Source organism: Teichococcus aerofrigidensis (assembly GCF_054073225.1).
On record NZ_JBSXMU010000067.1, the window covers coordinates 1 to 20,608 of the forward strand.

At 64.8% G+C, this 20,608-nt stretch carries 24 protein-coding genes; 23 read left to right on the forward strand and 1 reads right to left on the reverse strand.

Features of this window, described 5'->3' with window-relative positions; genetic code table 11:
* Nucleotides 1–67: 67 nt before the first annotated feature.
* The 21 genes from ACVMLK_RS13980 (at nt 68) to ACVMLK_RS14080 (ending at nt 18,415) form a co-directional block, all read left to right on the forward strand.
* Nucleotides 68–724, forward strand: a complete 657-nt coding sequence (locus ACVMLK_RS13980) for a replication initiator protein A (protein WP_457486727.1) — start codon at nt 68–70, stop codon at nt 722–724.
* Between the two features lie 208 nt (nt 725–932).
* Nucleotides 933–1,571 (forward strand): ParA family partition ATPase, encoded by a 639-nt coding sequence (parA, locus tag ACVMLK_RS13985; protein WP_024350836.1) that lies wholly within the window; start codon nt 933–935, stop codon nt 1,569–1,571.
* Nucleotides 1,568–1,822, forward strand: coding sequence for a hypothetical protein (locus ACVMLK_RS13990; RefSeq protein ID WP_024350835.1), 255 nt, complete (start codon nt 1,568–1,570; stop codon nt 1,820–1,822). The genes parA and ACVMLK_RS13990 overlap by 4 nt, the downstream gene beginning before the upstream one ends.
* A complete protein-coding gene (locus ACVMLK_RS13995; RefSeq protein ID WP_024350834.1) occupies nt 1,819–2,340 on the forward strand; it encodes a DUF2840 domain-containing protein in 522 nt (173 codons plus the stop codon). The genes ACVMLK_RS13990 and ACVMLK_RS13995 overlap by 4 nt, the downstream gene beginning before the upstream one ends.
* Nucleotides 2,337–2,882 (forward strand): S26 family signal peptidase, encoded by a 546-nt coding sequence (locus ACVMLK_RS14000; protein ID WP_024350833.1) that lies wholly within the window; start codon nt 2,337–2,339, stop codon nt 2,880–2,882. The genes ACVMLK_RS13995 and ACVMLK_RS14000 overlap by 4 nt, the downstream gene beginning before the upstream one ends.
* A gap of 46 nt (nt 2,883–2,928) precedes the next feature.
* Nucleotides 2,929–3,276 carry a DUF736 domain-containing protein gene (locus tag ACVMLK_RS14005; RefSeq protein ID WP_024350832.1) on the forward strand — a complete coding sequence of 116 codons (348 nt, stop codon included), beginning with the start codon at nt 2,929–2,931 and terminating at the stop codon, nt 3,274–3,276.
* 3 nt (nt 3,277–3,279) lie between these two features.
* The gene (locus ACVMLK_RS14010; protein WP_024350831.1) at nt 3,280–4,041 is read left to right on the forward strand and encodes a lytic transglycosylase domain-containing protein; all 762 of its coding nucleotides are present in this window, start codon (nt 3,280–3,282) and stop codon (nt 4,039–4,041) included.
* 244 nt (nt 4,042–4,285) lie between these two features.
* The gene (locus ACVMLK_RS14015; RefSeq protein WP_024350830.1) at nt 4,286–6,025 is read left to right on the forward strand and encodes a relaxase/mobilization nuclease domain-containing protein; all 1,740 of its coding nucleotides are present in this window, start codon (nt 4,286–4,288) and stop codon (nt 6,023–6,025) included.
* Nucleotides 6,026–6,050: 25 nt separating this feature from the next.
* Nucleotides 6,051–8,036 carry a conjugal transfer protein TraG gene (locus ACVMLK_RS14020; RefSeq protein ID WP_024350829.1) on the forward strand — a complete coding sequence of 662 codons (1,986 nt, stop codon included), beginning with the start codon at nt 6,051–6,053 and terminating at the stop codon, nt 8,034–8,036.
* Nucleotides 8,037–8,099: 63 nt separating this feature from the next.
* The gene (locus tag ACVMLK_RS14025) at nt 8,100–8,477 is read left to right on the forward strand and encodes a CopG family transcriptional regulator (protein WP_194248570.1); all 378 of its coding nucleotides are present in this window, start codon (nt 8,100–8,102) and stop codon (nt 8,475–8,477) included.
* A 217-nt stretch (nt 8,478–8,694) separates the two neighbouring features.
* Nucleotides 8,695–9,627: a P-type conjugative transfer ATPase TrbB gene (gene trbB / locus ACVMLK_RS14030; RefSeq protein ID WP_194248571.1), complete on the forward strand. Its 933-nt coding sequence runs from the start codon at nt 8,695–8,697 to the stop codon at nt 9,625–9,627.
* On the forward strand, nt 9,627–9,959 hold the full coding sequence (locus ACVMLK_RS14035) for a TrbC/VirB2 family protein (RefSeq protein ID WP_024350826.1): 333 nt from the start codon (nt 9,627–9,629) through the stop codon (nt 9,957–9,959). Before trbB ends, ACVMLK_RS14035 begins: the two co-directional genes overlap by 1 nt.
* Complete coding sequence (locus tag ACVMLK_RS14040; RefSeq protein WP_024350825.1) at nt 9,959–10,240, forward strand: VirB3 family type IV secretion system protein; 282 nt, start codon at nt 9,959–9,961, stop codon at nt 10,238–10,240. The genes ACVMLK_RS14035 and ACVMLK_RS14040 overlap by 1 nt, the downstream gene beginning before the upstream one ends.
* An 11-nt stretch (nt 10,241–10,251) precedes the next feature.
* Nucleotides 10,252–12,705 (forward strand): conjugal transfer protein TrbE, encoded by a 2,454-nt coding sequence (trbE, locus tag ACVMLK_RS14045; protein ID WP_024350824.1) that lies wholly within the window; start codon nt 10,252–10,254, stop codon nt 12,703–12,705.
* The gene (gene trbJ / locus ACVMLK_RS14050) at nt 12,702–13,472 is read left to right on the forward strand and encodes a P-type conjugative transfer protein TrbJ (protein ID WP_029660577.1); all 771 of its coding nucleotides are present in this window, start codon (nt 12,702–12,704) and stop codon (nt 13,470–13,472) included. Before trbE ends, trbJ begins: the two co-directional genes overlap by 4 nt.
* A gap of 11 nt (nt 13,473–13,483) precedes the next feature.
* A complete protein-coding gene (trbK-alt, locus tag ACVMLK_RS14055; protein WP_070154328.1) occupies nt 13,484–13,870 on the forward strand; it encodes a putative entry exclusion protein TrbK-alt in 387 nt (128 codons plus the stop codon).
* Nucleotides 13,871–13,874: 4 nt separating this feature from the next.
* On the forward strand, nt 13,875–15,230 hold the full coding sequence (gene trbL, locus ACVMLK_RS14060) for a P-type conjugative transfer protein TrbL (protein WP_024350822.1): 1,356 nt from the start codon (nt 13,875–13,877) through the stop codon (nt 15,228–15,230).
* On the forward strand, nt 15,230–15,913 hold the full coding sequence (gene trbF / locus ACVMLK_RS14065; protein WP_024350821.1) for a conjugal transfer protein TrbF: 684 nt from the start codon (nt 15,230–15,232) through the stop codon (nt 15,911–15,913). Before trbL ends, trbF begins: the two co-directional genes overlap by 1 nt.
* A 77-nt stretch (nt 15,914–15,990) precedes the next feature.
* Nucleotides 15,991–16,959, forward strand: coding sequence for a P-type conjugative transfer protein TrbG (trbG, locus tag ACVMLK_RS14070; protein ID WP_230450753.1), 969 nt, complete (start codon nt 15,991–15,993; stop codon nt 16,957–16,959).
* A complete protein-coding gene (locus tag ACVMLK_RS14075) occupies nt 16,956–18,176 on the forward strand; it encodes a TrbI/VirB10 family protein (RefSeq protein WP_457486725.1) in 1,221 nt (406 codons plus the stop codon). The genes trbG and ACVMLK_RS14075 overlap by 4 nt, the downstream gene beginning before the upstream one ends.
* On the forward strand, nt 18,176–18,415 hold the full coding sequence (locus ACVMLK_RS14080; RefSeq protein ID WP_081651912.1) for a DUF2274 domain-containing protein: 240 nt from the start codon (nt 18,176–18,178) through the stop codon (nt 18,413–18,415). Before ACVMLK_RS14075 ends, ACVMLK_RS14080 begins: the two co-directional genes overlap by 1 nt.
* On the opposite strand, the gene ACVMLK_RS14085 is transcribed toward ACVMLK_RS14080, so the two are convergent.
* Nucleotides 18,412–19,314, reverse strand: a complete 903-nt coding sequence (locus ACVMLK_RS14085) for a LysR family transcriptional regulator (protein ID WP_024350816.1) — start codon at nt 19,312–19,314, stop codon at nt 18,412–18,414. The genes ACVMLK_RS14080 and ACVMLK_RS14085 overlap by 4 nt on opposite strands.
* Before the next feature lie 213 nt (nt 19,315–19,527).
* Between ACVMLK_RS14085 and ACVMLK_RS14090 the strand changes: the two genes are divergently transcribed.
* Both ACVMLK_RS14090 and ACVMLK_RS14095 read left to right on the forward strand, forming a co-directional pair.
* A complete protein-coding gene (locus tag ACVMLK_RS14090) occupies nt 19,528–20,061 on the forward strand; it encodes a MarR family winged helix-turn-helix transcriptional regulator (protein ID WP_024588022.1) in 534 nt (177 codons plus the stop codon).
* 27 nt (nt 20,062–20,088) lie between these two features.
* Nucleotides 20,089–20,568 (forward strand): YeeE/YedE thiosulfate transporter family protein, encoded by a 480-nt coding sequence (locus ACVMLK_RS14095; protein ID WP_457486726.1) that lies wholly within the window; start codon nt 20,089–20,091, stop codon nt 20,566–20,568.
* Nucleotides 20,569–20,608: the final 40 nt, after the last annotated feature.

Genomic DNA, 20,608 nt, shown 5'->3' on the forward strand with positions numbered 1-20,608 from the left:
AGATCCTCCTTAAATCACAACCTCAAATCTGTGCCATTGGTGCTGACGGCGGACAGCCGACATCCTCATCTGGGCCGCCTCACAGATCGTCGAGGCTCGCGACGTGGGGCTCCAGCCATCGCGGCTGATGGCCACGACCCCGTATGAAATCCTGAACTTCATCGGCCGCGGCGTATCGCTGCGGGATTACGATCGGCTCAAGGCCGCACTCGACCGACTGCAGTCGACTACCGTCGCGACCTCGATCCGCCAGCCGACAGAGCGGCGGATGCACCGGTTCTCCTGGATCAACGAGTGGAAGGAACGAGCCGACCAACGCGGCAGGCCGCTCGGCCTCGAACTCATCGTTCCCGACTGGTTTTACAGCTCGGTGCTCGACGACGCGCTGGTGCTCACCATTGACCGCAACTACTTCGGCCTGACCGGAGGGCTGGAGCGCTGGCTGTACCGCTTGGTGCGCAAGCACGGCGGCAAGCAGGAGTTCGGCTGGAGCTTCGACTTTCCGCACCTCCATGCAAAGTCGGGTAGCCTCTCGCCGCTCAAGCACTTTGCCTACGACCTCCGCGAGATCGTCCGCCGGCAGCCGCTCCCTGGGTATCAGCTCACCATCGAGCGGTGCGTCGGCGGTCCCGACATCCTGTCCTTCGCACCCACCGATCCCGACGCGCTTGGCATTCCGCGCCGCCGTCGCCGCTCGAAAACTCGCCCTGGGGATAAGCTGTGAATCGTCTCGTGCTATCGGGGACCGGCACTATCGTGCCATCGAGGACCGAAGTCTCGTGCTATCGGGGACCGGATTCGACGAATCCTCGCGCTGAATCAGCGACTTGCAAGCCCTGTAACTTATCTAACCTAGATTCCTACGGAATCTTTCTAACGCGACCGTGCTTTTCGGCCGCTGTGGACGAGTCCCCGATCGCCGGGAGACCGTCATGATCGTCGCACTGCTCAACCAGAAGGGCGGCGTCGGGAAAACGACGCTCGCCCTGCACCTCGCCGGCGAATGGGCTCGCCGTGGACAGCGCGTGACGCTGATCGACGCCGACCCCCAGGGTTCGGCGCTCGACTGGTCGCAGCAGCGCAACCGAGAGGGGTTGGAGCGGCTGTTCGGTGTCGTCGGCCTGGCCCGCGACACGCTCCACCGCGAAGCGCCGGAGTTGGCCCGCGACGTTGACCATGTCGTCATCGACGGCCCGCCGCGCGTCGCTGGGCTGATGCGCTCGGCGCTGCTCGCGGCCGATCTCGTGATGATTCCGGTGCAGCCGTCGCCGCTCGATGGCTGGGCCTCCGCCGAAATGCTCTCGCTGCTCGGCGAGGCACGCATCTACCGCCCGCAACTCGCCGCCCGCTTCGTGCTGAACCGGTGCGCGGCTCGCACCGTGTTGGCGCGCGAGACCGCCGAAACGCTCGCGGATCACGACCCGCCCTTGCTCTCGACCACGATCGGCCAGCGCATCGTCTTCGCCGATGTCGTGCAGACCGGCCGGCTCGCCGCCGAGCAGGACGAGGATTGCCCTGGCGCGCGCGAGATCGCCGCGCTCGCGGCGGAAGTCGCGAGGATCGGCGCATGAGCGCGCGGTCCCCAAAACGCAGCTTCGCGGCGCGTCCGGCCGATCCGGAGAGCTGGATCAAGGCGCCCGAGCGCCACACCCCGCGCGCACAAGCCGGCGAGGACTTCTCGGCGCGACTGACGATCGACGTGACTGCGGATATGCGCGGCCGCATCAAGATCGCCGCCTTCCAGCGCGGGCAGACCGTCGCCGAAATGCTGCGCGCGCTGTTCGAGCGCCAATTCCCACCCCCGTCAGGAGAAGGATCATGACCGGCCATGTCGCCGCGCCAATGCGCGTCGGCCGCGCTGCCGCCGAGCCGCCGCCAGAAGCTTTCACCCAGGTCGAACTTACTTGGGTCGAGAAGCGAACGGAGCACTGGATACGGTTCGGTCACGAGCTACGCGAACAGATCCTCGACCGGCGCCGACGCATCCTCTTCTTCCCTCCGGGAAGCATCTTTGCGCTGGTCCGATGGGCCGCGAATGAGCACGGGACCGTGCTCTCGCGCCTCGACATCCTGCGCGCTGTTGAGCCTGCTGCGCCATGCCAGACGATGCCGACCGTCACGCCCGGAGCGGACATCCTCTTGCGCGTCGACGGCTGGCCGAAGGTGGAGCGCATGCTCCAGCTCATCGACGCCATTGAGGCGCGCGGCATCGAGCCGATCGAGGTCTCGCCGGACCATTGGCGCCACGTCCACAACCGAATGACCGTCGGCGAAACGCCACGCGCTTATGGTCTTCGGCAGCATCGCGCCTTTCTCCTGCGCCAGGAGATCGGCGCATGACGCGGCTCTCCTACGCCATCGCCACAACGGCGGCGGTGTCGCTTCTAGGCCTCGCCTCGATCGCCTCATTCGCGCCGCGCCTCATCTGGAACGCTTCAGCCAGCACGCCGGTCGGCTTCTACACGATCGGCGATGTGCGCGCCCTCGACGTGACCGATCTGGTGGCGGTCGACGCGCCCGAGCCGCTCGCGACATTCCTGTCCGATGGCGACTACCTGCCACGCGGCGTGCCGCTCTTGAAGCGCGTCGCCGCGCTCCCGGGTCAACGGGTTTGCCGGACCGGGCTCGCCATCACGGTCGACGGCGTGCCGATCGGCGACGCCCTCGATCGCGATCGTCGCGGTCGCCCGCTCCCCGTTTGGCAGGGCTGCCGCTTGGTCGCAGCTGGCGAGTTGTTCCTGATGAACTGGCAGGTCCGCGACAGCCTCGACGGCCGCTACTTCGGCCCGCTTCCGGCCACCGCCGTGATCGGCCGGGCCACCCCTCTCTACACCGACGAGGACGGCGATGGCCGCTTCGTCTGGCGCGCGCCGACGCGGTGACGGCGAGCCCATGACCCTGTCCACCGCAACCTGAAGGAGACGACCAATGCCCGTGATCGGTCAATTCATGCGCGAGAATGATGGCTTCATCGGCCATCTGACGACACTTTCCCTGCACCAGGACATCATCGTCGTCGCGGCCGAGCCGTCCGATGCCGAGAACGCGCCGGACTATCGCGTTCATGTGCTCGACACCATGAGCAACGAGACCGGCGCGGAGATCGGCGCAGGCTGGAAGCGCACCGGCGAGAAGGCCGGCGAATACGTCTCGCTGCAGCTTGACGATCCGACCTTCGAACATCCGATCCGCGCCAACCTGTTCCAGTCGGCCGACGACAAGTCCGCCTGGGCCCTACACTGGAACCGCCCGCCAAAGCGCGGCGAGCGGGACTGAACGATGCCCGCCACACGCATCAAACCTGTCGTCGGAGGGAGGATCGCCCTCCGACGTGCAGCTCTCCTTCTCCTTTCCGGCCTGGTCCTCGCCGGATCCGCCGCGAGCACTGCCTACGCCCAGCAGGCGCAGGTCGAGCATCCATCACGCAGCGATCCCTATGGCGCGTACATTGCAGAGGCGTCTCAGCGGTTTGGCGTTCCAGAAACGTGGATACGTGCCGTCATGCGCGTCGAGAGCGCGGGCGATGTGCGCGCGATCTCGTCGGCCGGCGCAATGAGCCTGATGCAAATCATGCCCGCCACGTGGGAGGAGTTGCGCGTCCGGCATCGGCTCGGCGGCAACCCCTACGACCCCCGGGACAACATTCTGGCGGGTGCTGCATATCTGCGCGAGATGCACGACCGTTACGGATCGCCGGGGTTTTTGGCGGCCTACAACGCGGGTCCGGGCCGCTACGAAGAGTATCTCGCCGGCCGCCCATTGCCGGCCGAAACGCGCGCCTATGTCGCGACGCTCGCCCCCATCGTCGGGGGCGGTGAACTGACCGGTCCTGTCATGGTGGCGGCCGCCGATCCACTGACCTGGACGAGAGCGCCGCTCTTCGTCGTACAGTCGGCCGGCAGAGAGTCTGCCGTGCCGTTACAGTCTGACGGCAAGCCGGACACCGCCACGGCGGCGGAACCGGTGCGCGATCAGGGCCCCGTCGCTGCGCCCACCGATGGCCTTTTCGTTGCGCGCAGCGTTTCCGGGGGACCGCGATGACCGCGTTCGCACCCGTTCGTACCGTGGCGTGCCTTGGCGGAAGATGGGCAGTCTGCGGAGGGGGAGCAGTCAGCACAACCGAAAGATGGCGAGATAAAAGCCGGCGATGTGCGGCTTGGTGCGGTCGTGTGTTTTCAGGGGCTTATGGCGCATTTGCGCGAGGTGCACCTTGCCGGCGCAGCCTGCGCATTCGCCATTTTTCCAAGTGTTTCCTTCGCTTTGCGCGATGTGCGGAGCTTTGGCGATGAGCGGCGAGGACGATTTCCGCATCCGGCCTGGCCGCATCCGCTCGACCCGCGCGCAACAGGCACGGCCCTTCATCGCTCAGGCACTTGCGGCCGCACAGCGGGCTGGCGGCCGCGTCTCGCGATCCGGCCAGATCACCAAGAGCAATCGCTCGCGGTTCGGTCGCGGGCAGCGCGCGACAGTGCAGGCCAACCGGCTCCTGACCAGCCGGTCGCGCAACGTGGTTTTCAAGACGCGCGTCGTGCGGCACACCGCCAAGGCCGCGCCGCTTAGCGCCCACCTCAGCTACCTCAGGCGCGAGGGTGTTACCCGGGACGGGGAGAAGGCCCAGCTGTTCGGTCCCGAGACCGGAGACGCCGATCCCAAGGCCTTCGCTGAGCGAACCCAGGACGACCGCCATCATTTCCGCTTCATCGTCTCACCGGAGGACGCAACGGAGATGTCCGACCTCAGGACATACGCCCGCGACCTGATGGGGCAGATGGAAAAGGACCTCGGCACCAAGCTCGACTGGGTCGGCGTCGATCATTGGAACACCGACAATCCCCATGTCCACATCATCCTGCGGGGACGTACCGACGACAGCCAGGACCTCGTAATCTCCCGCGACTACATCAAGGAGGGCATGCGCGCCCGCGCGCAGGACCTCGTCACCCAGGAACTGGGGCCCCGCACCGAGCAGGAGATCCGTCGTAACCTCGGACGTCAGGTCGAGGCGGAACGCTGGACCGATCTCGATCGGCAGATCTCCCGCGACAGCTATCGCAGCGGCATCGTCGACCTCGCGCCACGTCCCGATCAGAAGCCTGACGAGTTCCACGCGTTGAAGGTCGGCAGGCTGCGCAAGCTGGAGACGCTTGGTCTCGCCGATCAGGTCGGTCCCGGTCAATGGGTTGTGTCGGAGACTGCGGAGAAGACTCTACGCGCCCTCGGTGAACGCGGCGACATCATCAAGCGCATCCATCGTGGCCTGACCGAGCGCGGCATCGAGCGTGGCGCCGCGAGCTATGTGCTCGCGGGCGAAAGCATCGATGACCCTGTCATCGGGCGTCTGGTCGATCGCGGTCTCGACGACGAACTGAAGGGCACGGCCTACGCCGTCGTCGACGGCACCGACGGGCGAACCCATCATATTAAGCTCCCCGATCTCGACGCGGCTGCCGACAGCGCGCCGGGTTCGATCGTCGAGCTGCGCAAGTTCGACGACGTGCAGGGCCGCCGCCGTGTCGCACTCGCTGTTCGATCCGATCTCGATATCGAACAGCAGGTCCATGCGACCGGCGCCACCTGGCTCGACCGGCAGGCTATCGCCCGCGAACCGGTGGCTCTCGGTGGAGGCGGCTTTGGCGCGGAGGTGCGGCAGGCAATGGACCGACGCGCCGAGCATCTTATCCACCAAGGGCTCGCCGAGCGTCAGACCCGCGGCGTCAGCTTCTCGCCGGGGCTGATCGAAACTTTGCGCCAGCGCGAGGTCGAAGCGCTCGGGGAGAAGCTCGCGGCCGAGACCGGCCGGCCATTCTCGAAGGCCGGAACGGGCGAGTATGTGGCGGGCACCTATCGCCAGCGCTTCGCGCTCGCCTCCGGCCGCTTCGCCATGATCGACGACGGGCTCGGCTTCCAGCTCGTGCCCTGGTCGCCGTCCCTCGAACGTCAACTCGGCCAGCACGTCTCCGGGGTCTCGCGCGGGGGCGGCGGCGTCGACTGGAGCTTCGGCCGCAATCGCGGCCTCGGCATGTAGCCCCACCAAGAAAGGAGTACCTGCCATGTCGGCGACGAAAATCCTCTGGGGGCAGATCCTCACCGTTTTCCTGATCGTGTTGATGACGACCTGGGGCGCCACGCAATGGACAGCCTACCGTCTCGGCTTCCAGCCCCAGCTCGGTCAGCCTTGGTTCGAACTGGCCGGATGGCCGATCTATTATCCCCCGGCCTTCTTCTGGTGGTGGTATTTCTACGACGCCTATGCGCCGCCGATCTTTGTCGAGGGCGCCTATATCGCCGCGTCGGGTGGCTTCATCTCCATCGCCGTCGCGATCGGCATGTCGGTATGGCGGGCGCGTGAAGCCAAGAACGTCGAGACCTATGGCTCGGCCCGCTGGGCACGACCGGAAGAGGTGAAGGCGGCAGGACTGCTCGGCCCCGACGGAGTCGTACTCGGCAGGCATGAGCGCGAGTATCTCCGCCATGACGGTCCGGAGCATGTGCTGTGCTTCGCGCCGACCCGTTCCGGCAAGGGCGTTGGCCTGGTGGTGCCTTCGCTCTTGACGTGGCCGGGGTCGGCGATCGTCCACGACATCAAGGGCGAGAACTGGACGCTCACCGCCGGCTATCGCGCACGGCATGGCCGCGTGCTGCTCTTCGATCCGACGAACGCGAAGTCGGCGGCCTACAACCCGCTGCTCGAAGTGCGCCGCGGCGAATGGGAAGTCCGCGACGTGCAGAACATCGCCGACATTCTCGTCGACCCGGAAGGCTCGCTCGAAAAGCGAAACCACTGGGAGAAGACATCGCACGCGCTTCTGGTCGGCGCGATCCTGCATGTCCTGTACGCAGAGGCCGACAAGACATTGGCCGGCGTCGCCGCCTTTCTCTCCGATCCGAAGCGCCCGATCGAGTCGACCCTCGCGGCGATGATGAAGACCGCCCATCTCGGCGAGGCCGGTCCACATCCGGTGATCGCCAGCGCCGCCCGCGAACTGCTCAACAAGTCCGATAACGAGCGCTCCGGGGTGCTGTCGACAGCGATGTCGTTCCTCGGCCTGTATCGCGATCCCGTCGTGGCCGAGGTCACCCGTCGCTGCGACTGGCGTATCGCCGACATGGTTGGAGGCAAGTATCCGACCACGCTCTACCTCGTGGTGCCGCCATCGGACATCAACCGGACCAAGCCGCTGATCCGCCTGATCCTCAATCAGGTCGGCCGTCGCCTCACCGAGGACCTGCAGGCGAAGAGCAATCGACACCGGCTGCTGCTCATGCTCGACGAATTTCCCGCCCTTGGGCGCCTGGACTTTTTCGAGAGCGCGCTCGCCTTCATGGCAGGCTACGGTCTGAAGGCGTTCCTCATCGCGCAATCGCTGAACCAAATCGAGAAAGCTTACGGTCCGAACAACTCGATCCTCGATAACTGCCATGTGCGCGTCAGCTTCGCCACCAACGACGAGCGAACTGCGAAGCGCGTTTCGGATGCGCTTGGCACCGCGACCGAAATGAAGGCCATGAAGAACTATGCCGGCCACCGGCTATCGCCCTGGCTCGGCCACCTGATGGTGTCGCGCTCGGAGACTGCACGGCAATTGCTCACGCCGGGCGAGATCATGCAGCTCCCGCCGTCAGACGAGATCGTCATGGTCGCCGGCATCCCGCCTATCCGCGCAAAGAAGGCACGCTATTACGAGGATCGTCGGCTTCAGGAGCGCATCCTTACGCCCCCCGCACTCACGAAGCCCGCAAGCGCTCGAGCCGACGATTGGAGCGCGCTCGCCATACCGGAACCTCCCGTACTGAGTGCGCCAGCTCCGGCAGATAACCTAGCCGACGACGACCCGACGGACTCCGAGCAGCGGCATCAGCCTGAACTGAGCCGCATCAAAACAGTCGAACGCAAGGCGATCGTCGACAACGAATTCGAGATCGATCCTCGCGACGACGTCGATGAGGATGCTGCGCGCCTCAGCCGCATGACGCAGACCATGCGCCAAGTCGCTCGGCAGGCATCGCTCGATCCTGGCGATGGCATCGAGCTATAGGAGGCGGGGGTGACCAAACCTTTGAAGAAGCAGCGGCTGTCGGTCTATCTCGACCCGGACGTCATGAAGGCGCTCGCAGCCCATGCTGCCCGGCGCGATCTGTCCCTGTCACTGGTAGCCGAGGCCGGTATCGCTTCATTCCTCTCGCCGGACGCTGCCGAGCGTCAGGAGGCCGCGACGACGAAGCGGCTTGACCAGCTCGACCGACGCATGGCGCGCATGGAGCGCGATCTGGGAATATCGGTCGAGACGCTCGCCGTGTTCATCCGCTTCTGGCTGACCTCCAACCCGCCGTTGCCGGAGCCGGCGCAAGTTGCGGCTCGCGCCAAAGCGTCGGAGCGCTACGAAGCCTTCGTGACCGCGCTCGGCAGACGACTCGCGCAAGGTCCGAAGCTCAGGCAGGAAATCGCGGAAGACATCCCCGCGCGCGACGCGGAATAATCACTGGTTGACGTATCACAAGTATTCGACCGTTCCGCCGTTTCCCTGTCTTTGTACGCCACAGTACGACGGCCACATGATGGTTGTTGTCACGCCATGATTTCTGCCTCTTCTACTCATCCCCGATCCAGGGCCGCCCGCGGCGGTCCCGCAAAAGAACGGGGACAGCGTGACGGCAGCTCACCAGAAATCGGAGGCGATCCTTCGCGGGGCTCGGATGCTGCGCACTGCGCTCGGCCCGGCGATCGCCACGTTTCTGGAAGACCCCGCAATCGTCGAGGTGATGCTCAACCCCGACGGGCGGCTCTGGGTCGACCGGTTGTCGGAAGGTCTCTCCGACACCGGTGAACGGCTATCTCCAGCCGACGGCGAACGCATAGTTCGACTTGTCGCACATCACGTCGGGGCCGAGGTTCATGCCGGGGCGCCCCGCGTCTCCGCCGAACTGCCTGAAACAGAGGAGCGGTTTGAGGGCCTTCTGCCGCCGGTGGTGTCCGCGCCGGCTTTCGCGATCCGGAAGCCAGCCGTCGCCGTGTTCACGCTCGATGACTATGTCGCGGCTGGCATCATGCTGTCCGACCAAGCCGAAACACTGCGTCAGGCCGTTCTTCATAGGCGGAACATTCTCGTCGCCGGCGGCACCTCCACCGGTAAGACCACGCTCACGAACGCCCTGTTAGCGGAGGTATCGAAGACATCCGATCGCGTCGTGTTGATCGAGGACACCCGTGAACTGCAATGCGCCGCGCCAAACCTGGTCGCAATGCGCACGAAGGACGGCGTCGCTTCTCTCTCCGATCTTGTCCGTTCCTCGTTGCGTCTTCGTCCCGACCGCATCCCGATCGGCGAAGTGCGCGGTGCAGAGGCGCTCGATCTGCTGAAGGCCTGGGGCACCGGCCATCCCGGCGGCGTCGGCACGATCCACGCCGGCACCGCCATCGGCGCTCTTCGCCGGATGGAGCAACTCATCCAGGAAGCCGTCGTCACGGTTCCGCGCGCGCTGATCGCCGAGACCATTGATCTGGTTGCGGTGCTCTCCGGCCGCGGCTCCTCGCGCCGCCTTGCCGAGCTTGCCCGCGTCGAAGGCCTGGGCCCCGACGGCGACTACTGCGTCACTCCAACAATTCCGTCCATCTCAGGAGACAGGTAATGATCAAGCATGCCCTGCGCATCCGCCGTCACATCGCCACGGCGGCTTCCGTCACTTTCATTTCCATAGCCCTCGCACCTGCCGCTCATGCGTCCGGTTCGTCGATGCCATGGGAAGCTCCTCTGCAGTCGATCCTCGAATCGATCGAGGGCCCGGTCGCAAAGATCATCGCGGTGATGATCATCATCATCACCGGCCTGACTCTCGCCTTCGGCGACACGTCGGGCGGAGCGCGCCGCCTGATCCAGATCGTGTTCGGCCTGTCGATCGCCTTCGCCGCGTCGAGCTTCTTCCTCTCGTTCTTCTCGTTCGGCGGCGGGGCGCTTGTCTGATGGCCGTTGGAGCGGATCATAGCGCGGACGTACCGGGCTTTTCCGTGCCGGTTCATCGTGCGCTGACCGAGCACATCCTGCTCGGCGGTGCGCCGCGCTCGCTCGCGATCCTCAATGGCACCCTGGCCGCCGCGCTTGGCTTGGGCCTTCGCCTTTGGCTGGTCGGGCTGGCGCTATGGGCGGTCGGCCACTTCGCCGCCGTCTGGGCGGCCAAACGTGATCCGCAATTTGTCGACGTCGTGCGCAAGCATCTGCGCATCCCCGGCCACTTGGCAACGTGAGGAGCCGGGCAATGATGAACCTAGCCGAATACCGCAATCGGAATACCCGGCTCGCCGACTTCCTACCCTGGGCGGCGCTCGCCGGCGACGGCGTCGTCCTCAACAAAGACGGCAGCCTGCAGCGCTCGGCCCGCTTTCGCGGTCCTGACCTCGACAGCGCAGTGCCAGCCGAGCTCGTCGCCGTCGCTGGCCGGCTGAACAACGCCTTCCGTCGCCTTGGTTCCGGCTGGGCCATATTCGTCGAAGCGCAGCGCCATGGCGCGGTGTCATATCCGGCAAGCACATTTGCCGACAGCGCTTCGGCGCTTGTCGATGCCGAGCGCAAGGCAGACTTTGAAGAAGCCGGCGCCCATTTCGAATCCAGCTACTTTCTCACATTCCTTTATCTACCGCCGGCCGAGGATGCCGCCCGTGCCGAGACCTGGCTTTACGAGGGTCGGGACCATGCCGGCGTCGATGCGCGCGAAGTGCTCCGAAGTTTTGTCGATCGCACCGACCGTATCCTCAACCTGATAGACGCCTTCATGCCGGAGTGCGTATGGCTCGATGACGCCGAAACGCTCACCTACCTGCATTCGACGATCTCGACGAAGCGCCATCGCGTCCGCGTGCCCGAAACGCCGATGTACCTCGACGCTTTGCTCGCCGATCAGCCGCTCACCGGCGGGCTGGAGCCCCGGCTTGGAGATGCGCACGTACGCATCCTCACTATCGTCGGCTTCCCGACCGCGACGACGCCCGGCATCCTCGACGAGCTGAACCGACTTGCCTTTCCCTATCGCTGGTCGACCCGAGCGATCCTGCTCGACAAGACCGACGCGACCAAGCTGCTGACAAAGATCCGGCGGCAGTGGTTCGCAAAGCGCAAGTCGATCGCCGCCATTCTCAAGGAGGTGATGACCAACGAGGCATCGGCGCTCGTTGACACTGACGCAGCCAACAAGGCCGCTGACGCTGATATGGCGCTACAGGAACTGGGCGCCGACTATGCCGGCCAAGCCTACGTGACCGCGACCATCACCGTCTGGGACGATGATCCCCGCGTCGCGGCCGAGAAGCTCCGGCTGGTGGAGAAGGTCATTCAGGGCCGCGACTTCACGGCGATGACTGAGACCATCAATGCTGTCGACGCCTGGCTGGGCTCACTCCCCGGGCATGTCTACGCCAACGTCCGCCAGCCGCCCATCAGCACATTGAATCTCGCTCACATGATCCCGCTGTCAGCGGTGTGGGCGGGACCGGAACGGGACGAGCACTTCGATGCACCCCCACTGCTTTACGGCAGAACGGAGGGCTCGACCCCGTTCCGGCTTTCCATCCACGTCGGCGATGTCGGTCATACGCTGATCGTCGGGCCGACCGGCGCCGGTAAATCGGTGCTTCTCGCACTCATGGCGCTCCAGTTCCGCCGCTATCAACAATCTCAGGTCTTCGCCTTCGACTTCGGCGGATCGATCCGCGCCGCGGCGCTCGCCATGCAGGGCGACTGGCATGATCTCGGCGGCGGTTTGACTGAGGGTTCCGAGGAGAGTGTGTCGCTCCAGCCGCTCGCCCGCATCGACGACGTCGCCGAGCGCGCCTGGGCCTCCGACTGGCTGATCGCGATCCTCTCCCGAGAGAGCGTGCCGGTCACGCCCGAGGTCAAGGAGCATCTGTGGTCGGCGCTTTCGTCGTTGGCGTCAGCGCCGGTCGCCGAGCGCACGTTGACCGGGCTGTCGGTCCTTCTCCAGTCCAATGACCTGAAACAGGCGCTGCGACCCTACTGCGTCGGCGGCCCCTATGGCCGGCTGTTGGACGCTGAGGCCGAGCATCTCGGCGAGGCGCATGTCCAGGCTTTCGAGACCGAAGGTCTGATCGGCACCGGTGCAGCGGCAGCGGTGCTCGCCTATCTCTTCCATCGCATCGAGGACCGCCTCGACGGCCGGCCGACACTCCTGATCGTGGATGAAGGTTGGCTCGCCCTCGACGACGACGGCTTCGCCGGACAACTCCGCGAATGGCTGAAGACGCTGCGCAAGAAAAACGCCAGCGTCATCTTCGCCACCCAGTCGCTCTCCGACATCGACGGCTCTGCGATAGCGCCGGCGATTATCGAGAGCTGCCAAACGCGCATCCTCCTGCCGAACGAGCGCGCGGTCGAGCCGCAGATCACCGCTATTTACCGCCGCTTCGGTCTCAACGACCGGCAGATCGAAATCCTCGCGCGGGCAACGCCCAAGCGAGACTATTACTGCCAGTCGCGACGGGGCAATCGCCTGTTCGAGCTGGGCCTGTCGGATGTGGCCCTGGCGCTGTGCGCAGCCTCATCCAAACAGCATCAAGCGATGATCGCCGACGTCCACGCCCGAAGCGGCACCGGGGGATTCCTCGCCGAGTGGCTGGCGGCCAACCGACTCGACTGGGCTGCCGACCTGATCACCGACCTCACCAACGTCAATCAACAAGACCCGGAGGCACGTCCATGACACGTCTGATTCAAACCCACAGTCGCGCACTGCGCGTGACGGCCGCACTCCTCGCGGTCCCGCTCGCACTTTCACCGGTCCTCAGCACCCCGGCTGCCGCTCAGTGGATCGTCTACGACCCAACGAACTATGCCCAGAACGTCCTCACTGCGGCGCGGACCCTCCAGCAGGTGAATCAGCAGATCACTCAGCTTCAGAACGAAGCTCAGATGCTGATCAATCAGGCGCGCAATCTTGCCAGCCTCCCGCACTCTTCGCTTCAGCAGCTTCAACAGTCGGTTCAGCGGACGCAACAGCTTCTGAGCGAGGCGCAGGGGATAGCCCTTAACGTCCAACAGATCGACCGAGCATTCCAGACCACCTATGGCAATGCCTCGATGTCCGCCTCGGATCAGGCGCTCGTCACACAGGCGCGGGAGCGCTGGCAGAACACTGTCGGTGGTCTGCAGGACGCTATGCGAGTCCAGGCGGGTGTTGTCGGCAACATCGACACCAACCGTACGGAGATGTCAGCGCTTATCGGCCAAAGCCAGGGCGCGACGGGGGCGTTGCAGGCGACGCAGGCCGGCAATCAACTGCTCGCACTGCAGGCCCAACAGCTCGCCGACCTCACCGCCGTCGTCGCCGCTAACGGGCGCGCTCAGAGCCTATCCGAAGCCGAGCGCGCCGCAGCGGCGGAACAGGGTCGTGAGCAGCGCCGTCGCTTTCTCACGCCCGGCAGCGGCTACCAGCCGGGCAATGCGCGCATGTTCCCGAACGGCAATTGAGAGGACCGACCGTGGACGGCAAATTGGTCGCTCGGATGGGCGCCGTGATTTTCGTCGCGGTTGCGGTCACCGCGACCGCGATCGAGATGTCCCGGAAAGAGGAAGTGCCTGAGGCTTGGTCGTCCGGACGAACGCCTCAAGAAACTGCGGATCCCCTGCGCGACGCGCTCATCCGCTGCCAGGCACTCGGTGAAGAAGGTCCGCGAGACCCCGCCTGCCGCCGGGCCTGGGCCGAGAACCGACACCGCTTTCTCGCGCCCGGTTCTCGTCCCGTCGAGCGCTTGCCGGACGTAGCATCACCCATCGGTGACGTCTTCAGCCCTCAACCACGAGGGACAGACGCGCAAGATCACGCGCCGACCGCGCCGAGCACGCCACAGATCAACGAAGCGCGATAGCATCATGGGCAACACCGGCGTCATCGACCACTTCCTCGAGGTCTTCACTCGCTACATCGACAGCGGGTTCGGCCTGCTTAGCGGAGAGGTCGCCTTCATCGCCACGACCCTGATCGTCATCGACGTGACGCTCGCGGCACTGTTCTGGAGCTGGGGCGCCGACGACGACATCATGGCGCGGCTGGTGAAGAAAACGCTCTTCGTCGGCGTCTTCGCCTACATCATCGGCAACTGGAACAACCTCGCACGTATCGTCTTCGAGAGCTTCGCCGGTCTCGGGCTGAAGGCGAGTGGCACCGGATTTTCAACTGCGGACCTCATGCGCCCGGGAAGAGTCGCGCAGACCGGCCTAGACGCCGGTCGACCATTGCTCGACTCCATCTCCAGCCTGATGGGCTACTGGTCGTTCTTCGAGAACTTCATCCAGATTGCCTGCATGTTTCTTGCCTGGGCGCTGGTCCTGCTCGCCTTCTTCATTCTCGCCATCCAGCTGTTCGTCACCCTCATTGAATTCAAGCTGACGACGCTCGCCGGCTTCGTCCTGATCCCGTTCGGCCTGTTCGGCAAATCCGCGTTTATGGCCGAGCGCGTGCTCGGCAACGTCATCTCCTCCGGCATCAAGGTTCTGGTCCTCGCTGTCATCATCGGCATCGGGTCAACGCTCTTCTCAGAGTTCACTTCCGGTTTTGGCGGGCAGAATCCGTCGATCGACGAAGCCATGGCGATCGTGCTGGCCGCGTTGTCACTTCTCGGCCTCGGCATTTTTGGTCCCGGAATCGCCACCGGGCTCGTTTCTGGCGGCCCGCAGCTCAGTGCAGGCGCGGCGATAGGAACCGGCCTCGCAGCGGGCGGCGTGGTCGCTCTTGGCGCCGGCGCCGTCGGTGCAGCAGCCTCCGGCGGCGCGGCCTTGGCAGGCGGTGCGGCAGCCGCAGCTCGTGGTGGCGCCGCCATCGCGGGTGGAGCGTCCACAGCCTACAGCCTTGGCGCAGCCGGACAGTCCGGCGCGGCCGGGGTGGCCTCCGGCCTCGGAGGCGTTGCGCGTGCAGGCGGCAGCGCGGCTGTCTCACCTCTGCGCCGTGCCGCATCGCGCGCTGCCGACACAATGAGGTCAAGCTTCAACGCAGGCGGCAAAGCGGCGTTCGAAGCGACAGGCGGAACATCCACCATGGGCTCAATAGGGGGTGATGCCGCCAGCGATGGCGCGGCGCCTGCGAGCGCTGGCGGGCCGCCGGCTTGGGCGCAGAGAATGCGCCGGTCCCAGCAAATGACTCACGCCGCCCAGGCCACGGCTCATGCCGTCCGCTCTGGCGACGCCCATGGCGGCGGTTCCTCGGTAAATCTGACTCAAGGCGACCGCTAATGTTCAAACGACCATCCACTCACTACGGCAAGGCACCCGAGCCGGAGACGCCGTATCAACGTGCTGCCCAAGTCTGGGACGATCGGATCGGGGCCTCCAGGATCCAGGCGAAAAACTGGCGGCTGATGGCTTTCGGCTCGCTGATCCTTACGGCGGGGTTCGCCACCGCCCTCGTCGTGCAATCAGCTCGCGGGACCGTCGTGCCGTGGGTCGTGCAGGTCGATCGACTGGGTCAGTCCCAGGCGGTCGCACCCGCCGAGGCCGACTTCCGGCCCACCGATCCACAAATCGCCTTTCATCTCGCGCGCTTCATCGAACAGGTTCGCAGCATCCCGGCGGACGCGATCATCGTGCGTCAGAACTGGCTACGGGCGTACGACTTCACAACTGATCGCGGCGCCATGGCGCTCAACGACTATGCTCGCTCGAACGACCCGTTCACGCGGGTCGGCCGACAGCAGGTTGCTGTCGATGTCTCAAGCGTCATCCGCGCCTCGCCCGACAGCTTCCGCGTCGCCTGGGTCGAGCGCCGCTATGAGAACGGCCAGCTCGCCGAGACCACGCGCTGGACCGCGATCCTGACGATCGTCGTGCAGGTCCCCCGCAACGCCGATCGGCTGAGGGCAAATCCGCTCGGCATCTATGTCAACGCCATCAATTGGTCACGGGAGCTTGGGCAATGAAGCCGTCTTTCCGTAAAGCCGGAAACCCGGCTTCACACGCACTTGTAATCCCGGCTCTCCGCCGAGCCGCAATCCCGATGGTCCTGCTGGCGACAACTGCGCTCGCGGGCTGCGCCACCACGAACCCACCGCCCGAGATCTCCTACGACAACGCGGCTCCCGCCGTGCAGACCGTCGATCCGCCAGCGCCCGTCACCGTGGTCGAACTGCCGCGGCCGCTGCCGCTACCCGGCCAGTTGCAGCGTGTGCCGGAGACGCGACGCGCGCCCGAGCCCGCCAACCCAACGGCGCGCGTCAACCAGGCTAATGAGGCGGCCCGCGTCCAGCCGGTGCGCGACGGCTTCATCAACTCCATGCAGGTCTATCCCTGGACGCAAGGCGCGCTCTATCAGGTATATACCGCTGTCGGTCAGATCACCGACATCGCGCTTCAGCCCGGCGAACAGCTCGTCGGCGCAGGCCCTGTTGCGGCCGGGGACACGGTGCGCTGGATCATCGGCGACACCGAGAGCGGATCGGGCGCGACGCGCCAGATCCACATCCTCGTGAAGCCCACACGGGCCGACCTGATGACGAACCTGGTCATCAACACCAACATGCGCACCTATCACATGGAGTTGCGGTCGACAGAGCGAACCTACATGGCTTCAGTGTCCTGGCAGTATCCGCAGGATCAACTCATCGCGCTGCGCCGGCAGAATGCCGACGCGCAGGCCGCTCAACCGGTTGCGAGCGGTGTCGATCTCGCGAACGTCAATTTCCGCTATGCCATCGAGGGTGACCGCGCTCCTTGGCGCCCACTGCGCGCCTTCGACGACGGTCGCCAGGTCTTCATCGAGTTTCCGCGAGGCATTGGTCAGGGCGAGATGCCGCCGCTCTTCGTCGTCGGGCCCGAGGGCAACACCTCAGAACTGGTGAACTACCGCGTTCGCGGCCACCACATGATCGTCGATCGACTCTTCGCGGCGGCGGAACTGCGGTTCGGTTCCGGTCGCGAGCAGAAGCGCGTCAGGATCGTCCGAACAGACGGGAGGCCCACCTCGTGAGCGCGAACTCGCCCACAAATGAGGAAGTGCCAGACGATGATGCACAGCCCCTGACCGGCGAGCCGGTCGGGCCAGCGCCGATGCGTCTGCGCGCCGAACCGCCCCGCGTCACTCGACTATCGCGCAAGGTCCTCGCCGGCCTTGGTCTTGTCGCCAGCGTCGGCCTTGGTGGTGCACTGCTCTACGCGCTCCAGACGCGCGACGCCGGTCGGCCCAACGACGAACTCTATTCGACCGAGAATCGCTCGACGGCTGAGGGCTTGGCCGGCCTGCCGCGAGATTACAGTGGCGTGCCCCAACTCGGTCCGCCCCTTCCCGGTGACCTCGGCCGACCGATCCTCAGCACCCAGGATCGCGGACAGCCGGTGCCCGCTCCCGTTATCGCCACACCCAACCCCGGTATCAGCGCGGAAGAGCAGCGCCGCCTTCAGGAGATCGAGACCGCGCGGACCAGCCGCCTCTTCTCCGGATCGGACAGCCGGGGCGCTCCCGCTGCAGCGGGAGCTGCCCCAGCACTCCCGCACGCTCCGGATTTGGCGAGCCTCGGCCTCGCACCTCCGCCGGCCACACCCTCCGCGCAGGAGCGTCAGAACGCTTTCCTGAACGCAGCGACCGATCGACGGACGGTGTCGCCCGATCGCGTCGTTGCTCCAGCGTCGCCAAATGTACTTCAGGCCGGCGCAGTTATCGCGGCAGCTCTTATAACCGGCATCCGATCCGACCTCCCGGGCCAGATCACCGCTCAGGTGACCGAAAACATCTACGACAGCCCGACAGGGCGCATTCTGCTCGTGCCACAAGGCACGCGCATTATCGGCCAGTACGATAACAATGTGCAATTCGGTCAAAGCCGCGTCCTGCTAGTCTGGAATCGACTGATCTTCCCAAATGGCCGTTCGATAGTGCTCGAGCGCCAGCCCGGCGCAGACGTCGAAGGCTATGCCGGCCTGCAGGATGGCGTCGATTACCACTGGTGGGATCTTGCCAAGGCCGCCGGTCTGTCGACTCTTCTCGGAGTCGGCGCCGAGCTCGCCGCCGACAATGACGACCGTCTCATCCAGGCGATCCGGAATGGCGGTCAAGACACGACCAACGATGCCGGTCAGCAGATCGTCAGACGGCAGCTCAACGTGGCTCCAACATTGACGATCCGGCCGGGATTTCCTGTCCGTGTCGTCGTGACCCGTGATCTCGTTCTCGAACCTTATGGGGGCTGATGATGTCGAAGCTCAAGCTAGGTCCCATCGCCGACGAGAAGCCGATCAAGGTTCAGGTGGAGCTGCCGGCGGCTCTCCACCAAGACCTTTCCGACTACGCGGATTTGTTAGGGCGCGAACAAGGTATGCCTGCTGTCGAGCCCGCGCGGTTGATCGTACCGATGTTGCAGCGGTTCATCGCAACCGATCGAGGGTTCTCGAAGGCTAGGCGTACGAAGACCCAGAACGCCTCCGATTAGCTGGCGCTGCTCCGCGTGAAGGCTGGCAGGACATCGAAGCACTTCAGCAGCAGCGGCAGAGCCGGATTGTCGTTATCGCTCGACGAAATCATAGCCGCCGTCGGCGCCCGCGCGGGTGTGAGCGGAACCAATGCAATATCAGGCCGATGCACGACGCTCGTTATCGTCAGCCCGAAGCCTTGCTCGACCATGGTCAGAAGTGTTTCCCTGCTGACCTGCTGGATAGACAGTTGGATCGCCTCTTCGGCAGCGCCCAGCATCCGCCGGAGAATAGCTGCGAGTTCGCGCCCGGCACCATCGGAGCGGACAAGAAAGACTTCGTCGCAAACGTCCTCCCAGGCGAGCCGCGGTCGCGACGCGAGTTGGTGTATGGGTGATAGGGCAACGAAGAGGTCGGGTTCGCACAACCGTCGAATCTGAAACGGAGGGCCCTTCGTTGCGGCCAGGCTGATCGCCGCGTCTAGCAGCCCGCGCTCCACGCCGAGGGTGTTCTGCTCTGACGTGCCTTCTTCGAGCTTCACCTCGATCGTCGGGTGTCGCTGTCTAAAGGTCGCCAAGAGGTCGATTATGGGACATGCCGGAAACGCCTCGAGCATCCCGAACCTGACTAGTCCAGTCGTAAGTTTACGGACCGATCGCATCTCAGTGGCGGCCTCGCGAAGATACCTCGCCCCGACCGCAGCTTGCTGCAGAAATCGCTCTCCTTCCGGCGTCAATCCAGCGCCCGATCGCGTGCGCTTGAACAGGGAAACGCCAAGCTGCCGTTCGAGCATCTGAACGCGGCGGCTGACCGTTGATTGCGATATCGAAAGGCGATCCGCCGCCCTGCGGAAACTACCCGCTTCGGCGACATGGATAGCATACTTAAGGTATCGAAGATCGAGCGTCAGATCAGGCATGACGCGCATTCCCGGTTCCCGGCTTCCGTTCGCACGAGCAGCGCGCGATGCTCCAAAGCCTTTGCTGGAGGCCCCGCTTTTCGATCTCAGATGGGGAATCCAAGCCGAGCCCATCAGTGAGCATGACCATCTCCGAATCCGTGATAGATGTATGCGCCGGTCATACATATTCGAGCGCTTGATGTCTATGCGTGACGCATATATTCTTTCCGGATGGAGCCCGAGGCCGCCAAATATCATTTTGGTGCACTTGCGCTCGCGGTAGCTGACAGCATCGCGAGCGCATCAGCCTCGCTTTCGCCGAGCGGCCCCGCGGCTGCATTGATGGTCTTCCTTAGCTTCGAGCCGGGATTACCTATCAGTGTCCTTGCGAGCCGGATCCGGCTTTCGCATGCGGGAACGGTCCGATTGATCGATAGGCTCGAATCCGATCACCTGGTGGAAAGGCGGCGACACACGGCGGACAAGAGGGCGCGCTTTATCCACTTGACCAATGCAGGTGTGAAAATGACCGGCGCTCTGCTCAGAGCGCGCGAACAAGTGATTGCAGCGTGTGTCTCGCCGCTGTCGCCGGCTGACCTGAACAAACTAGGCCGATTGTCCGAGCGGCTCCTTATCGCAAACGGTTACGAGAAATCTGGTGTCGAAACTATGTGGCCCGTGGTTGGCTACCGGGGACAGACACCGGCTGAAAATGCATCTCAGCCCGCCCGCCAGCTGCGCCGGCGCCCTTCGCACAAGGGCTGACGAGAAACCGAGGCAGGCTTGATATCTTTGGCATCGATCGCGTTCGACTTTCTCATATGCATACTGGCCTTCTGGTTCGGGTATTCTGCGAACCGAGGCGGCACGTGCTTGGTCGTAGCGGCTCATGAGTTGCAGCAACGGCGCCGACCAAGAATGTTCGTCGGATTTGTTGCGGCGTCTGCGGCTGCTGGCCTTATTGCGATACCGCTCGCTTGGTCGGGGACGCTGAACGCGACCCTCCCACTCTCGACGAGCGTCAACGGCCTCCTCATCATCGGCGCCATCGCCTTCGGCCTCGGCGCGCTCATAAATGACACCTGCCTGCTAGGTTCACTGGCACGGTTAGGGGATGGAGAGATGCGGTTGCTTGCCCTTCCTGCCGGACTGGCAATCGGCATCTTGGCCGCTGATTTCGGCCGGTTTGGCGCCGTCGCGACATGGCCAAGTTTCATCGCTAGGCCGAGTGTCCCTGGGGCCGCGACGCTTCTTGCCTTAGAGCCCGTTTGAGAATGCTCCGGGTGAGGTGTTTGTGCATCCTCGCGTGCCC